Origin of the sequence: Streptomyces sp. NPDC006602 (genome assembly GCF_042870385.1) — a bacterium.
GTDB lineage: Bacteria > Actinomycetota > Actinomycetes > Streptomycetales > Streptomycetaceae > Streptomyces.
Genome location: NZ_JBIAHG010000008.1, coordinates 131,563 through 146,304, shown reverse-complemented (window position 1 = coordinate 146,304; position 14,742 = coordinate 131,563). Strand labels below are relative to the sequence as shown.

Here is a 14,742-nt window from a genome sequence, read left to right as displayed (position 1 = left end):
GACGGCTACGGCATCTTGTCCCCCAGCAGGGCCAGGTTCTCGATGGCGGCGAGGCCGTAGAGCGCGGTGTCGTTCGTGGCCACCCAGGTGGCCTCGCTGCCCGGGACCAGCGCGGCCGGGCCGCTCAGCTTCTCGGTCTTCCACGGCGCCGACTCCTTGTACCCGTCGGAGTTGTAGAACTTGTCCCACGCCCGCTTGGCGAGCTTCTCGTCGCCGGTCTGGACGGCGGCGTACGCGTCGAGGCGCGAGTGGCCCTGGAACAGCAGCAGCGAGCCGAAGTTGGAGCCGTAGCGTGCCGCCTGCTCGGCCTTCGTCGCGTTGAAGTAGCGGCAGTAGTCGAAGTAGGCCTCGTTGAACTTCGGCATGTCGACGAGGTCGATGAGCTCGGCGCACAGCTCGTTGAGGCCGAAGACGGCGGACAGGTGCGAGACCCCGACCACGGGCGCCGAGGCGATCGCGAACTTGCCCGTGTCGAGGTCGTACAGCCCGCTGCCCTGGACGAAGCCGTTGGGCTGGGCGGCGATGCCCTCCATCGTCGACAGCACTCGCGCCTTGGCCTTCTCCCACTTGGGGCCCTTGCGCTCCCACTCGGTCAGCCAGGCCGACACCAGCCCGCTCCAGTCGGTACCGAAGCCGACCGACAGGGCGTGCCGGTCGGGGGTGTACGGGTCGGTGCGGACCTTCCGGAGCGGGTCCAGGACGAGGAAGGTCTCGTCGGAGTCGACGTTGGCGTGCATGAGATCGCCGACGCGTTCGTCGGCGGTGAGGAAGTAGTAGTAGCGGCGGTACGTCGTGTTGGCGATGCGCTGCTGCTTGGCGCTGTCGGCGTAGTGCTGCACACCGTGCCGGGTGCCGAGGCCGGCCCACTTGCCCAGGTGGTAGACGTCGACCTCACCGGTGTGCCGGGTCATCGCCTCGGCGAAGCGGAAGATGTCCGCCCGGCCCGAGCGCAGATACGCGAACCACAGCCACAGGTCCGGCGACAGCTCGGAGTTGTCCCAGGCGTATCCGCCGATGTCGTAGCGCCACTGGTGCCGGACCGTGTCGTACGTGTGCATGATGTCGCCGTAGTCCCAGAAGCCGTACCAACGGCGCTGCTCCACCTGGTCCTTGTAGTAGGTGAAGAGGAAGTCGAGGTGGTCCTCGATCTTGGCCTTGGCGGGCGTGGAACGGTCCGGCTCGGAGTACAGACCCGGGCCGAAGACGCCGGCCTTGATGAGCTGCTTGGGCGGGGCGGCCAGCTGCGGCAGCACCCGTACGGCCTCGACCTGTTCGGCGAGCGTCTCGGCGCTCGGCGTCGACTCGTTGGCCCAGAAGAGGAGTTCGGAGGTGCGGGCGATGCCGTAGGGGGTACCGAACTCGGGCTCGTAGTCCTCGTAGGTGATGTTGAGGCCTTCGAGCTGTTCGGCGAAGGTGTCCTGGCCCATGCCGTCGTGGTAGAAGCGCAGGTCCATGGGCTGCGCCTCGGGCGACCAGAGCCAGAGGGTGACCTCGGCCTCGTCGGTCTGGGCGTCGCGGATGTCGAGCTGGGCCGGGAACTTCTCCCAGAAGTCCCTGAGCCCGAAGGAGAACCCGCCGCTCGCCCCGCCGACGTACCCGAACCCGGAGGCGCGCTTGCCGCCGCCGGCGCCGATCCAGCCGTGGCCCTTCTTGGTGCGCTTGCGCAGGCCGAAGCCGTCGGCGGAGAGCTGGGAGAGGGTGTAGTCGCCCCACTCGGGGATGTACTGGAGCCGGGTGGTGACCCGCTGGTCCCAGGTGGAGGGGTCAGGCAGCTTCTTCCCCTCGTACTGCGCCGCCTGCACGGCCGCGCCCGGGTCGCGGCGCAGTCCGGTGATGCCCTTGACGGCCTCGCGCAGCAGACCGGCGCCGTCGCCGCCGATGCGGATGTGGCGGTCGTACGACTGGTCGCGCATCGGCACGGTGAAGCGCACGCCGAGGCCGCGGATGAAGTCGCCGCTTGCCTTGCCGGGCTCCTGGGTGCCGTCGAAGGTGATGGTGTGCACCATCCGGAAGGAGTCGGCGCCCGCGTAGAAGTACAGCCGGATGGAGAACGGCAGCCAACTCCGGCTGCCCTTGCGGTGCTTGCCGTCGATGCGGACGACCGCGCGGACCGGGCCCTCCTGCTCGACCTCGACCTTCGAGATGGCACCCTCGAAGCGCTCGGTCCTGACCGCGCCCTGGTCCTCGTCCTCGATCTCGGGCTGGCGGATCAGCACGAGCCGACCGTTCTTGGCGATCTCTGTCGAGCCGCGGGTGACCGACTTGATCAGCGTGGCACCGGACGTGCCGATCTTCGCGGTGATGACGCCGGTCGAGACGTCGATGGTGGCGCCGCTCTTGTCGACGGTGACCTTCTTGGCGGGGGCGGCTGTCTCGCCCGCGGTCAGAGTGAGCTTGCCGTTGCCCGAACTCACCGCGTGCGCGGTCCACTTGAGCGAGCCGTCGGGCCAGTAGGCGATCGGCCACGACTGCACGGGCACGGCCTTGCCGTCCGCGTCCGTGATCGCGAACTTCTGGTCCTTCTGGTAGGTGCCCTTCGGCCAGGGGACGCCGAGGGTGGAGCCGGGGGCGGCGCCCAGGCCGCCGTCCTCCAGCCAGTCCAGGGTCACCGGATCGGCGTCGGCTTCGGCGGCTCTCGGCGCCGCCTGTACGTCCTTGGCTCCTAGCGCCCAGCTGAACTGCGCGGCGGCTCCGGCGACCGCGGCCGCCTTGAGAAGGGACCTGCGGGGAATGGGGGACATGGCCTTTCCTTTCCGTGCGGGATGCAGAGGGTGGTCAGGGGCATGACAGAGAGAGGTACGACGCCCAGGGCGCCGACCTTGTGCGAGGGCACCGCGTGTCAGCGGTGCCGGTACCGCTCCTCGACGGCGACGGCCGCCGCCGCGACGGCCCCCAGGACGGGGACCGCCAGCGGTGCGATGAACATGCCGGACAGGGTGACGACACCCAGCCCGCAGACGATCAGGAAGGACCCGGCGGGATCGAGCACGGTCCGCCGCCCGGCGTCCGCGAGCAGCGCCCGCCAGGTGGCACCCGGCGTCCAGACGGCGGCGGCCCGCAGCAGCGCCACGGCGAGTCCGACCAGCGCGAAAATGCCGACCGCCCCGACGAACGGCCCGCCGGGAATCCCGGCCCGTGCGGCCAGGACGTCCACCCGGATCGCGGCGGCCGCCACCCAGCCGACGAGCCCGACGATCCACCCGGCGCGCTCGGCCGTACGGAAGTCCGCGACGAACTCCCGCCAGCCACCGGCCTCGTGGGTCGTACGACGCCGCAGATGCCGTGCGCCGGCGGCGAAGGCCGCGGGGTAGGTGACGACCCCGAGACAGGCCACGGCGATCCACACACCGGTGAGCAGGCACTCGGCGAAGACCGCGAACCGTTCGCCGAAGACGGACTCCCTGCGCCGGGAACGAGCCTTCACACGTGCTTCCGCCATGGTGACCGCCTCAGCCCTTTCTGCTCACTTCAGTCCGGACGTCGCCATACCGTCGATGAGGTACCGCTGGAACGCCATGAAGAAGGCGATGACCGGCACCAGCGCCACCAGCGACATCGCGATCATGCTGCCGTAGTTGGAGATGCCCTCCTGGTCGCGGAACATCATCAGGCCGAGCGAGACGGTGTACTTGTCAGGGGTGTTGAGGTAGATCAACGGTCCCATGAAGTCGTTCCACGCGTTGATGAAGGTGAAGATCGCGCTGGTGATGAGGGCGGGGCGGCACAGCGGCAGCACGACGGACCAGTAGGTCCTGAAGTGCCCGCAGCCGTCGAGCTTGGCTGCCTCGTCCAGCTCGCGCGGCAGCCCGCGCATGAACTGCACCATCAGGAAGACGAAGAACGCCTCCGTGGCCAGGAACTTGCCCGCTACGAGCGGGACCAGGGTGTCCGTGAGCTCAAGCTTGCGGAACATCACGTACTGCGGGATGAGCAGGACGTGATAGGGCAGCAGCAGCGTGCCGATCATCAGCGTGAACAACAGGTTCCGCCCGGCGAACCGGATCTTGGCGAAGGCGTACGCCGTCAGCGAGCTGGACAGCACGACACCGACCACGGCGAGACCCGCGTACATCAGCGAGTTCGTGAAGAACGTGCTGATGGAGATGCCGGAGATGCCGTCGGCGAGCCCGGAGAAGTTCTCCGAGACCGGCTTGGTGGGCAGCAGGTCGATGCTGGCGATGATGTCCTTGCTCGGCTTGAACGAGGCACCGAGTACCCAGATCACCGGGTAGAGGACGACCGCGAGGACGACGAGCGCGCCCACATGCCAGGCGATCGAACCGGTGCGCCGCCGCTCGTTGGCCGTGCGCACGGCAGGGGTGCTGACAGTGGTCACTTGGCGGCCTCCTCGTAGTGCACCCACTTCTTCTGCGACCAGAACAGGACCGCCGTCACGAGCGCCACCGCGACCACCAGTGTCCAGGCCATCGCGGAGGCGAAGCCCATCTGGGCCTCCTTGAAGCCCTTCTGGTACAGGTAACAGGTGTAGACGAGGGTGGCGTCGGCCGGCCCGCACTGGGTGTTGGAGACCACATACGCGGACCCGAACACCTGGAACGCGTGGATGGACTCCAGCAGCACGTTGAAGAACAGCACCGGGGAGATCATCGGCAGCGTGATGTTCCAGAACCGCCGGAGGGGACCGGCCCCGTCCATCTCGGCAGCCTCGTACAGCTCCCGCGGAACCTGCTTGAGACCGGCCAGGAAGATGACCATCGGCGCGCCGAACTGCCAGATACTCAGCGCCACCAGCGCGTAGATGACGTAGTCCGGGTTGCCGATCCAGCCGCCCACGTCCAGCCCGAAGACCTTCTGTGTGCGATCCACGACCGCGTCGTCCGAGAACAGCGCCCGCCACACGAAGCCGACGGAGACGCTGGCGCCGATGAGCGAGGGCATGTAGAACGCGGCCCTGTACAGCCCCTGCCCACGCCGCTTCTGCGCGAGCAGCAGCGCGACACCGAGCGCGAGCAGCAGCTTCAGCGGCGTGGCCACGACGACGTACTTCAGCGTGACCTCGACGGACTTCTGCCAGCGCGGGTCCTGGAACATGGTCGTGAAGTTGTCGAAGCCCACCCACTGAGGCGGAGTGAAGAGGTTGTAGCGGGTGAACGCGTAGTACAGCGACGCGATCATCGGCCCCGCCGTGAGCACCAGGAATCCCGCGATCCACGGCGACATGAAGAGATAGCCGGCGATGTTCTCGCGGCGCCGCCCGCGCCGCCCGGCGGCAGGAGCGGCGGACCGCTTCTTCACCGGGCGCGCGGGCGCTTCCTTGACGAGCGTCATGGTGGTACGTCCCCTCAGCCCGCGAACGCGGCCTTGGCCTCGCTGAACAGCGCCTTGGCGGCGTCGGCCGGCTTGGTCTTGCCCTGGGCGACCTCGCCACCGATCCGCAGGAACGCCGCCTCGATGACATCGGCGCCCGACGGGTGCGGCGTGATCTTCCCGAGCACGCCGGCCTTGGCCACCTCTTCCTCGTACGCCTTGACACCCTTGTTCTGGGCGTCGGTGGGCGTGAACGCGTCGTACTGCTCGGTCGTGGCGAGGATGCCGCGGTCGTAGCCCATGATCTTGCCGACCTCGGGGTCGTGGACCATGAAGGAGATGAACTGGGCGACTTCCTTGGGGTGCTTGGTCCCGGAGAAGGCACTGAGCATCAGCGAGCCGAGGTACTGGCCGGTCTGCTTGCCGTCCGTGGTGGGGATCGGCGCGAGCCCGTAGTCCGACTCGCCCTCACCCTCGTAGCGGATGGAGAAGTTGTCCCAGGTGAACTCGGACGCAGCGAGCCCGGCCGACAGACCGGACTTGGGATAGACCTGCTCGATCTTCTTGGGGTCGGCGACGAGCCCGGACTTCACGCGCTTGTAGCCGTCCGTCCACCACTGCGTGAGGTCGTCCTCGGTGAAGCCGAGATCGGAGTCGGTGAAGAAGGCCTTGCCGTTCTGACGCAGGTACAGGTCGTACAGGTACATGATGCTGAAGTAGCTGGTGTCGCCGGCGATCTTCAGCTTGTCCTGGATCGTCTGGAGCGTGTCGAAGTACTCGTCCCAGGTCCAACCCATCTTCGCCTCGACGCCGGCCTTCTTGAAGGCCTTGAGGTCGATGACGAGCGCCATGGTGTTGGCGCCGACGGGGATGCCGAGCTGCTTGCCGTCGACCTGACCGTTCGCCAGAACGCCGTTGCGGAAGTTGTCCAGGCTCAGATTCCCGGCGTCCGCCTGCGTCTTGAGATCGAGCAGGACACCGCGCTTGTCGTACTTCCGCAGGAAACCGACCGCATTCTGGAATACGTCCGGCGGATTCCCGCCGGAGGCCTGTGTCTGGAACTTCTCCCAGAACGCCGCGTAGTCGGTGAATTCAGGCTTGATCTTGATCTTCGGGTACTTCTTCTCGAAGAGCGCGATCGTCTTCTTGATGGCGATGGTGCGCGGCTCGCCGCCCCACCACGCATAACGGAGCGTCACCGTCCCGTCCGAGGAGGTACCGCCGTCTCCCCCGCACCCCGTAGTCGCGGCCAGGCCCAGTGTGGCCGCCGTCGCTCCCGCGGCCTTCAGGATCGTACGCCTCTCAACACTCCTGCTGGTTCCCACAGTCGGACCCTCCCCGCAGCGTCGTTGCCGCCTGCATGAATCGTTTCAAGTAAGCGCTTGCTGGCACAAGTTACGGAGGGGCTCGGGGTGCGTCAATGATTCGGACAGGAATTTCTTGTGGGCCGGCAAAGGGAGTTGACGGTGCGTCGGGTCCTGGTCTCGCCGCCGGGGAGGTGACACCGCAGGTGAGGCGGCTGTGGTCGACAGGCCGAACGTGAACCCGCCTTCAGCGCACGGAGGCGGGTCGGCGGAAATTCGCCTGCGGGCGCGGCCTCCGTCCCACGGCGACCGAAGGGCGCGCAACCGCGCGCAAGCCGACGGCGGCCCGTCTGCGCTGTCGCAGACGGGCCGCCGAATCCGGTGGGCGATACTGGGTTCGAACCAGTGACCTCTTCGGTGTGAACGAAGCGCTCTCCCACTGAGCTAATCGCCCGGATGCAGGAAGAACATTACCCCATGTCAGGGGATGGGCGTGACCGGCGCAGGCCGGCCTGCGCACCCCCGTCGCGGCTCACTGATCCTTGATCTTCCAGGGCATCACGATGCCGAACTTCCACAGGTAGATCCCGACGATGACGCCCACGATCACGAGGCCGACCGACGTCAGGATGATGTTGCGCCGCCGGACCCTGGGGTCGAGGGCACGCTGGGCCGCCTCGGTGACCTTGCGCTTGGTCCAGCGGAGCACCAGCTGGGCCCAGACGAACTCGGTCGCCCAGATCGCCATGCCACCGAAGATCACGACCCAGCCCGGTCCGGGCAGCGGCAGCATGACGATGCCCAGGGCCACGACCGCGAGCCCGATGACGAAGATCCCGACCTGCCAGCTCAGGTGCAGCATGCGGCGTGCCTGGACGAATGCGGGCGCCTTGGAACCGAGCCCCTGCTCGCCCTGCGCCCCGTCGGTGCGCGTCTTTTCCACCGCCGCGGCCACCTCGCCCGGCTGGTCACTCCCCGTATTCATAGGGCCAAACCCTACCGGACGGAAACCGGTCACCGGAATGGTCGTACCGTGCGAACGCACTCTCGGCCGGAAGAGTTACGTAAAGGCACGCAAAACACTCAGAGGGGTTTACAACGGCACCGTAGGTGGCATGTCGATTTCGCCGACGTGCGAATCCCCGAGCGCACACTGAGCGAAAGGCCCTGGCGCTTATGAACACCACGGTCAGCTGCGAGCTGCACCTGCGCCTCGTTGTGTCGAGCGAGTCCTCCCTGCCTGTCCCCGCAGGCCTGCGGTACGACACGGCCGACCCCTACGCCGTGCACGCCACCTTCCACACCGGAGCCGAGGAAACCGTCGAGTGGGTGTTCGCCCGCGACCTTCTCGCGGAGGGCCTCCACCGGCCCACCGGCACAGGCGACGTCCGCGTCTGGCCGTCCCGCAGTCATGGTCAGGGCGTCGTCTGCATCGCCCTGAGTTCTCCGGAGGGCGAGGCGCTGTTGGAGGCCCCTGCGAGGGCCCTGGAGTCCTTCCTGAAGCGAACGGATGCGGCTGTGCCTCCCGGCACGGAGCATCGGCACTTCGATCTCGATCAGGAGCTCTCGCACATCCTGGCGGAAAGCTAGGGGCGAGGCTGTACAGAGCCGCCCGGCGCCGTCCACTCGGGGAGACGGCTCGGGCCCAGACAACCGCATACGGCATGCATCGGCGCCGTCCCCTCACGGGGGCGGCGCCGTGTGCGTTGTCCCGTGAGGGGACGGCGCCGACCTCGAGGGCCCGCGACCCATTACCATCGGCCAGCATCGGCGGGCGTCCGCCCGACCCCCAGGCCAGGGAGCGAAACGTGCTGATCACCCACGACACCCGGTGCGCCCTCGACACCGTGGTGGATCTGGTGAACACCGCACCGGAGGACGACACGGCCCAGGATGCGCTGCCGGATCTCGCCGCCCTCGAGGATTTCGTACGAAACCACGAAATCAGCGATGTCGGAGTGCTCTCGGAGTTCGACCTCTCGGCGGTGCGCACGATCCGCGGGCGGTTCGCCGCGGTCTTCGCCGCTCCGGACGCCCGGGCCACCGCCGGACTGATCAACGAGCTGGTCGCCGCCGCGGGCACCACACCGCGGCTCACGGACCACGACGGCTACGACTGGCACGTGCACTACTTCGCACCCGGCGCCTCGGTCGCCGATCATCTGGCCGCCGACTGCGGGATGGCGCTGGCGTTCTTCGTGGTGGCCGGCGAGGAGGAGCGGCTGCGCCGCTGCGAGGCGCCCGACTGCCGGCGCGCCTTCGTGGACCTCTCCCGCAACCGCTCGCGCCGGTACTGCGACAGTCGGACCTGCGGCAACCGGCTGCACGTGGCCGCCTATCGGGCGCGGCGCAAAGAGGCGGCGGGCTGAGGCCCGGAACTGAGGGCCCGGGCGTATCGGCCGAGACGAGACCTGGACCGGACGCCGGTGTCTTCGTGGTCCCCGGCGGGTGACGCCGGGGACCACGAGTATGGCTCACAGCAACAGCAGGTCGTGCAGCGCAGCCATGAGCAGCAGACACCCGATCACCGCAAGGAAGATCATCAGCGGTGGCTGGGAAAGGGCGAAGAGGCATCCGCGCGGCTCGTCCTGAGGTGGCGCGGCGTCGCTCTGTGTCGTGTCCAGCATCTCGCGGCGATGATGACGCAGACGGGACTCGGGACGCGATCAACACGCCCGCAGTGAGCGGGAGTTCGCCGAATTCCGTGATCTCCGGTTCGGGTCGTGATCATTTCCGCACGCGCAGCGACGCGCTGTGTCGTTTCAGTGCCTCATGCGGAAGTCATATGCCGTGCTTCTTGAGGATGGCCTCGATGTCGCTGAAGTCATCCGTGGCCGTCTCGTTGCGGGGCCGGCCGGCGGGTTTGGCGGTCGGGCGGGCGCCCGGGCCCAGGGAGGGCACCGAGGCCGCCGGTGCGACGGCCTCACGCCGGGCGGCATCCTTGGCCGCCGCCTTGCGCTCCTTGCGGGTGCCTCCTCGGCGGCGCTCCACCGCACGTGTACTCGCGAACAGCAGCCAGGAGACGCCGAGCACCACGAAGCCCGCCCAGGCCGTCGGGCTGAACGCGGTGTCCGCGAGCCACTCGACGACACCGGTCATGACCAGGCCGAGGGGAACGAGGGAGTAGGCGGCGATGCGAACGGCGGAGAGGAAACGCTTCCGGTACGCCGTGACAGCCGCGATGCCCAGGCCGGCCGCGGCGACGGCGGAACAGACGGTCTCGGCAATCATCCGGTCCTCCAGGGCAGGGCTCGGTCGGGCAGGGGCACTTCGTCCCTTCCATCCTGCACCCCCACCACCCTGCCGGGCCATCCTCCGACCGGACATCAGGGACATCTCCGGGTCGACTCCTCCGCAGGTGCCGGTCGGGACCGTACCGTTCCTAAACACTGAGCGGGAGCGAGTCCTGTTGCCAGGACTGCTGCTCGGTGGCGCTGCCCCGAACGGTGTTGGGCAGGCTGGTCCCCCTCAGCAGTTCCCAACCCCTGCGGGTGCCGCCGTCATGTCCGGTACCTCCGCCGACGCGGCCGGGGCGTTCACCGCAGGCGCCGCCGGGGATCGCAGGCGCCGATCGCAGGTGCCGGTCAGAGTCGCCGTCGCAGGCGCCCGCCGAGGTCGCCGTCCCAGGTGGCGGCCGCTGCCGGGGACGAGGTCCGATTGGGGCGTCCGGGCCCGGGCTGGGAGACTGGGGGCATGAGCGACTCCTCCCCCGCGCCTGCCGCCCCCGTTCTCGACGTCTGGTGCGAACTCCAGTGCCCGGACTGCCGCAGCGCCCTGGACGACCTCCGTGCCCTGCGTGCCCGCTACGGCGACCGGCTGGACGTGCGGTTGCGGCACTTCCCCCTGGAGAAGCACAAGCACGCCTTCGCCGCCGCGCAGGCCGCCGAGGAGGCCGTGGAACAAGGGCAGGGCTGGCCGTTCGTCGAGGCGGTGCTGGGCCGGGTGGAAGAGCTGGACCGTAAGGGAGAACCCTTCCTGGTCGAGGTCGCCAGCGAACTCGGGCTGGACGCCGAGGAGTTCGACACGGCGCTGATCGACGGCCGGCACATCCTGATCGTGGACGCCGACCAGGCCGAGGGCAAGGCGATCGGCGTGACCGGCACCCCCACCTATGTCATCGGCGGCGAGCGCCTCGACGGCGGCAAGAGCCAGGAAGGGCTGCGCGAGCGCATCCAGGAGATCGCGGACCGACTGCTGGCCGAGCAGGGCGCCTGAGCCGGCCGCGGCCCACAGCAAGGCTTGGCCTCAGCCAGGGTTGGCCTACAGCAACGGCTTGTAGAGGGCGTACTGCGTCGTCTCGTACCCGAGTGACTCGTAGAGCCGCTCGGCCGGGGTGTTGCCCGCGAACACGTTGAGGCCGAGGATCCGACTGCCGTCGACGATCGCCTGGGTCTCCGCCAGCAGCATGAGCGTACGGCCGTGTCCCCGGCCGCGGTGGGCCTCGTCGGCCTCGACGTCGAAGACGTAGGCCTTCTCGCCGCGCAGGGCGAGCCAGAGAACGCCCACACGGGTGCCCTCGTGTTCCAGGATGCTGAACAGCATGTTCTCGGTGGCCAGGCCCTGCGGCAGGAGCGTTTCGTGGTCGCGCCGGGACTTGGCGTACGCCTCGGCCTCCGGCACACCCCGTGCCATCCAGGTGCGCGCGTAGTCCTCCGACTCGTGTTCCTGCCACGCGTCGAACTCGCCCTCGGTCATGGGGCGCGCCAGGCTGCCGGCGGGCAGTTCGGGCGGGGTGTCGGCGAGCCGCTTCTCCATGCCGCGGTTGCGCAGCACGTAGCCGAGCGCCTTGACGAGCCGCAGTGCCGCCTCGGCGTCCGCGGGTACACCGATCTCGATCTGCCTGCAGCCCCAGCCGCGCGCCACCTCCTCCGCGGCGAGCATGGCCACCGTGCCCCGGCCGCGGCGGCGGTCGGGCTCCTCGATGCGCACCTTGTGGACGCGGGCCACCGAGTCGCCGAAGGACGGAGACGTGCCCAGGTGTATCGCGCCGACGGGACGGCTGTTCACGCACACCTGGTAGTGGCGTGAACGCGTCCCGTCGGCGTTGCGCTGAAGCGGCTCGCTCGGCCGCAGGGTCGTGGTCATCAGGGGAGTTCTACCCTCCGCCGGGCCGTCGGTCAGCCGAATATCGGCCGGACTTAGGGGTCCAGGTCGTTGCCCGACCGCTCGTCGAAGATCCGCATGGCCTTGGCGGTCACCGCGCCCGGTGCGCCCGGCAGTGCGCGGTCGTCGACCCGGTGCACGGCCTGTACGTCCCGCAGGGTGGAGGTCAGGAAGACCTCGTCCGCCCGTTCCAGGACGTCCAGCGGCAGGTCCGTCTCCTTGGCGCCCGTCCACTCGACGGCCAGGGCACGGGTGATGCCGGCGAGGCAGCCGGAGGCGAGCGGCGGGGTGTGGATCTCGCCGTCCAGGACGACGAAGACGTTCGACCCGGTGCCTTCGCAGAGCTGTCCGACCGTGTTGGCGAACAGCGCCTCGGACGCGCCCTCTTGGCGGGCGCGGGCGAGGGCGACGACGTTCTCGGCGTACGAGGTGGTCTTGAGGCCGGTGAGCGCGCCGCGTTCGTTGCGCGTCCACGGGACGGTGATCACGGCCGTGGAGTCGGGGCGGCGGGTGGTCTCGCCGAGGGCGACCACGAGGGTCGGGCCACGCTCGCCGCGGTCTGAGCCGAGCGGGCCGTAGCCGCCGGTGTACGTGATGCGCAGCCGGCCGAGCGGCATCGGGTTGGCCTCGACGACGGCGGCGCAGGCACGGCGGACCTCGTCGAGGTCGGGGTCGGGCAGGCCGAGGCCGCGCGCGGAGCGGGTCAGCCGGTCGAGGTGCCGGGTGAGCGCGAACGGCCTGCCGTGCACCGCCTTCACCGTCTCGAAGATGCCGTCGCCCACGGTCAGCCCGTGGTCGAAGACGGAGACACGGGCGGACTCGATGTCCTGCAGCCCGCCGTCGAGCCAAAGCTTCACTGTCTCTACCTCACTGGAATGTGCCGGCCGCCTGGTTTCGGCCGGGTCTCCGGAGATCGCCCCCCCCGGGTCAGCACAGCACGTCAGGGTCCCTCCAGTCACCTCGTACGATCCCGACGCTACCGCCAGCAGCCGGGACGCCTTCAGTTCGGTCTCCCGCCATTCGGCCCCGGGGTCGGACCCCCAGGTGATGCCGGCGCCGGTACCGAAGCGCAGTACACCCTCCGCACGGTCGATCCAGAAGGTGCGGATGCCCACGGCCAGCTCACCGACGCCGCGGTCCGCGTCCACCCAGCCGATGCCGCCGCAGTACGGCCCCCTCGCCCCCCTCTCCAGCGCATCGATGATCCGCAGCGCGCTCGACTTGGGCGCACCCGTGACCGATCCCGGCGGGAAGGCGGCGGAGAACAGTTCGGGCCACCCGGCGTCCTCGCGCAGCTCGCCACGCACGGTGGACACGAGGTGGACCAGACCTGGGTGCTTCTCGACGGCGCACAGGTCGGGGACGGTCACGCTGCCGGTGACGCAGACGCGCCCGAGGTCGTTGCGGACGAGGTCGACGATCATCACGTTCTCGGCGTAGTCCTTCTCCAGGAGGTCCGCCTCGGTGCGTCCGGTGCCTTTGATCGGGCCGGACTCGACGACCCGGCCGTCGCGCCGCAGGAACAGCTCGGGCGAGGCGGTCGCGATCTCCACACCGTGGCCGGGCAGCCGGATCGTCCCCGCGTACGGCGCCGGGTTGCCGCGCGCCAGCAGTGCGGTGAGGGCGTCCACGTCGGCGTCCGGCGCGACGGGCGCGGACAGCACCCGGCAGAGGTTGGCCTGGTAGACCTCGCCTGCGGCGATGTGCTCACGGATGCGCCGGACGCCCGCCGTGTACGCGGCGCGGTCGAGGGAGGACGTCCAGTCACCGGCGGCCGGCCCGCGCCACTCCCCCGGCACCGGGGCGGGCACCGGCTCCTCCCGTACGTCCCCGAAGCGGGCGCAGGTCAGACGGCCCTCGAAGTCCGCGCAGACTGCCCAGAAACCGGTGGAGTCGAGCGCCGCGGGATCGCTGGTGACGTCGAGGAGACCAGTGGCCACGCGGTCGCCGAACCGGGCGAGGGGAGGGAGGTCGAGCACGCTGTCGAGTCTAGGGTGGGTGTCCGGCAATTGACCTGGCCGTGTCCGTCCGGCAGCCCCGGGCACGTCCCTGAGCAGGCGTAGCGCAGCACGCTGCGCAAACGCGTTTTTGTGCTGGCCCGGGAATCCGCTAGAGTTCAGACGTCACCGGGACGCGCGAGCGGACCGAAACGACAAGCGGACGTAGCTCAGTTGGTAGAGCGCAACCTTGCCAAGGTTGAGGTCGCGAGTTCGAGCCTCGTCGTCCGCTCGAAGGAACAGGGGTCTTCCCGGCCCCCTGCACTCCTGGTGGAGTGGCCGAGAGGCGAGGCAACGGCCTGCAAAGCCGTCTACACGGGTTCAAATCCCGTCTCCACCTCCAAGGACGATTAGCTCAGCGGGAGAGCGCTTCCCTGACACGGAAGAGGTCACTGGTTCAATCCCAGTATCGTCCACTGGATCTTCCCTCACTGCGGCAAGATCCGGACCCGCGCGATTAGCTCAGCGGGAGAGCGCTTCCCTGACACGGAAGAGGTCACTGGTTCAATCCCAGTATCGCGCACGCAGTGCCCACGGCCTCCGGGCTGTGGTCCCGAGGACGATTAGCTCAGCGGGAGAGCGCTTCCCTGACACGGAAGAGGTCACTGGTTCAATCCCAGTATCGTCCACACATCGAAGCCCCCGGCCCTGTGGCCGGGGGCTTCTTCGTGTGCCGGTCGGCTGTCAGCTGGAGAACAGCATGTGGCCGAAGCCCCGGTTGCGCTGGTGACCGTGATGACCCTGGTGGCCGTAGTGGCCGCCCTGCGGGGCACCCCAGGCGGGAGCGGCGGGAGCGGCGTGCCCGCCGGGACCGGCCGGGTACTGCGGGGCTGCCGGGGGCGGCGGGACGGCGGGGGCACCCCACTGGGACTCCAGGCGGGTCAGCGCCTCCAGCTCGCCGTAGTCGAGGAATATGCCGCGGCAGCCGCTGCACTGCTCGATCTGGACGCCGTTGCGGTTGTACGTGTGCATCGGCGCATGGCACTTCGGACACTGCATGGTCGGCTCAACTCCTCGCCGGTCGGTCCTGCTTAGTGTTTCGCCAGGACAGACTCTGTCCGGCTGCGGTC

General features: G+C 69.0%; 14 protein-coding genes, 6 tRNA genes and 1 pseudogene. 8 read left to right on the top strand and 13 right to left on the bottom strand.

Features of this window, described 5'->3' with window-relative positions; translation table 11 throughout:
• Nucleotides 1–5: 5 nt before the first annotated feature.
• From ACFYO2_RS22260 to ACFYO2_RS22230, 7 genes are all read right to left on the bottom strand, one after another.
• A complete protein-coding gene (locus tag ACFYO2_RS22260; protein WP_388351620.1) occupies nucleotides 6–2,741 on the bottom strand; it encodes a Tat pathway signal sequence domain protein in 2,736 nt (911 codons plus the stop codon).
• Nucleotides 2,742–2,839: 98 nt separating this feature from the next.
• On the bottom strand, nucleotides 2,840–3,439 hold the full coding sequence (locus tag ACFYO2_RS22255) for a hypothetical protein (RefSeq protein ID WP_388351617.1): 600 nt from the start codon (nucleotides 3,437–3,439) through the stop codon (nucleotides 2,840–2,842).
• 24 nt (nucleotides 3,440–3,463) lie between these two features.
• Complete coding sequence (locus ACFYO2_RS22250; RefSeq protein WP_388351614.1) at nucleotides 3,464–4,336, bottom strand: carbohydrate ABC transporter permease; 873 nt, start codon at nucleotides 4,334–4,336, stop codon at nucleotides 3,464–3,466.
• Nucleotides 4,333–5,289, bottom strand: a complete 957-nt coding sequence (locus ACFYO2_RS22245) for a carbohydrate ABC transporter permease (RefSeq protein WP_388351612.1) — start codon at nucleotides 5,287–5,289, stop codon at nucleotides 4,333–4,335. Before ACFYO2_RS22245 ends, ACFYO2_RS22250 begins: the two co-directional genes overlap by 4 nt.
• Before the next feature lie 14 nt (nucleotides 5,290–5,303).
• Nucleotides 5,304–6,593, bottom strand: coding sequence for an extracellular solute-binding protein (locus ACFYO2_RS22240; RefSeq protein WP_388351609.1), 1,290 nt, complete (start codon nucleotides 6,591–6,593; stop codon nucleotides 5,304–5,306).
• 361 nt (nucleotides 6,594–6,954) lie between these two features.
• Nucleotides 6,955–7,026, bottom strand: a tRNA-Val gene (locus ACFYO2_RS22235).
• A gap of 78 nt (nucleotides 7,027–7,104) precedes the next feature.
• Nucleotides 7,105–7,557 (bottom strand): TIGR02611 family protein, encoded by a 453-nt coding sequence (locus tag ACFYO2_RS22230; RefSeq protein WP_388351606.1) that lies wholly within the window; start codon nucleotides 7,555–7,557, stop codon nucleotides 7,105–7,107.
• Nucleotides 7,558–7,748: 191 nt separating this feature from the next.
• Here ACFYO2_RS22230 and ACFYO2_RS22225 point away from each other — a divergent pair, with 191 nt between their 5' ends.
• Both ACFYO2_RS22225 and ACFYO2_RS22220 read left to right on the top strand, forming a co-directional pair.
• A complete protein-coding gene (locus tag ACFYO2_RS22225) occupies nucleotides 7,749–8,162 on the top strand; it encodes an SsgA family sporulation/cell division regulator (protein WP_004002642.1) in 414 nt (137 codons plus the stop codon).
• A 218-nt stretch (nucleotides 8,163–8,380) separates the two neighbouring features.
• Entirely contained in the window at nucleotides 8,381–8,941 is a 561-nt protein-coding gene (locus ACFYO2_RS22220; RefSeq protein WP_388351603.1) for a CGNR zinc finger domain-containing protein, read from the top strand.
• A 105-nt stretch (nucleotides 8,942–9,046) separates the two neighbouring features.
• On the opposite strand, the gene ACFYO2_RS22215 is transcribed toward ACFYO2_RS22220, so the two are convergent.
• The gene (locus tag ACFYO2_RS22215; RefSeq protein WP_020138043.1) at nucleotides 9,047–9,199 is read right to left on the bottom strand and encodes a hypothetical protein; all 153 of its coding nucleotides are present in this window, start codon (nucleotides 9,197–9,199) and stop codon (nucleotides 9,047–9,049) included.
• 154 nt (nucleotides 9,200–9,353) lie between these two features.
• A complete protein-coding gene (locus ACFYO2_RS22210) occupies nucleotides 9,354–9,803 on the bottom strand; it encodes a hypothetical protein (protein ID WP_388351602.1) in 450 nt (149 codons plus the stop codon).
• A 462-nt stretch (nucleotides 9,804–10,265) separates the two neighbouring features.
• On the opposite strand from ACFYO2_RS22210, the gene ACFYO2_RS22205 reads away from it, so the two are divergent.
• Nucleotides 10,266–10,787: a DsbA family protein gene (locus ACFYO2_RS22205; RefSeq protein WP_388351600.1), complete on the top strand. Its 522-nt coding sequence runs from the start codon at nucleotides 10,266–10,268 to the stop codon at nucleotides 10,785–10,787.
• 45 nt (nucleotides 10,788–10,832) lie between these two features.
• Here ACFYO2_RS22205 and ACFYO2_RS22200 read toward each other — a convergent pair whose 3' ends face one another.
• From ACFYO2_RS22200 to ACFYO2_RS22190, 3 genes and pseudogenes are all read right to left on the bottom strand, one after another.
• The gene (locus ACFYO2_RS22200) at nucleotides 10,833–11,657 is read right to left on the bottom strand and encodes a GNAT family N-acetyltransferase (RefSeq protein ID WP_388351597.1); all 825 of its coding nucleotides are present in this window, start codon (nucleotides 11,655–11,657) and stop codon (nucleotides 10,833–10,835) included.
• A gap of 53 nt (nucleotides 11,658–11,710) precedes the next feature.
• Nucleotides 11,711–12,457: an aminotransferase class IV gene (locus ACFYO2_RS22195; RefSeq protein WP_388352008.1), complete on the bottom strand. Its 747-nt coding sequence runs from the start codon at nucleotides 12,455–12,457 to the stop codon at nucleotides 11,711–11,713.
• A 156-nt stretch (nucleotides 12,458–12,613) separates the two neighbouring features.
• Nucleotides 12,614–13,654, bottom strand: a pseudogene (locus ACFYO2_RS22190) (chorismate-binding protein); the annotation flags it as partial.
• Nucleotides 13,655–13,831: 177 nt separating this feature from the next.
• Here ACFYO2_RS22190 and ACFYO2_RS22185 point away from each other — a divergent pair.
• From ACFYO2_RS22185 to ACFYO2_RS22165, 5 genes are all read left to right on the top strand, one after another.
• Nucleotides 13,832–13,904: transfer RNA gene (locus ACFYO2_RS22185), tRNA-Gly, on the top strand.
• A gap of 37 nt (nucleotides 13,905–13,941) precedes the next feature.
• Nucleotides 13,942–14,015 (top strand) — tRNA-Cys (locus ACFYO2_RS22180).
• Between the two features lies 1 nt (nucleotide 14,016).
• Nucleotides 14,017–14,088 (top strand) — tRNA-Val (locus tag ACFYO2_RS22175).
• A 35-nt stretch (nucleotides 14,089–14,123) separates the two neighbouring features.
• A tRNA-Val gene (locus tag ACFYO2_RS22170) sits at nucleotides 14,124–14,195 on the top strand.
• 34 nt (nucleotides 14,196–14,229) lie between these two features.
• Nucleotides 14,230–14,301, top strand: a tRNA-Val gene (locus ACFYO2_RS22165).
• A gap of 55 nt (nucleotides 14,302–14,356) precedes the next feature.
• Here the strand turns inward: ACFYO2_RS22165 and ACFYO2_RS22160 are convergent.
• On the bottom strand, nucleotides 14,357–14,671 hold the full coding sequence (locus tag ACFYO2_RS22160) for a zf-TFIIB domain-containing protein (protein ID WP_388351596.1): 315 nt from the start codon (nucleotides 14,669–14,671) through the stop codon (nucleotides 14,357–14,359).
• Between the last annotated feature and the right edge of the window lie 71 nt (nucleotides 14,672–14,742).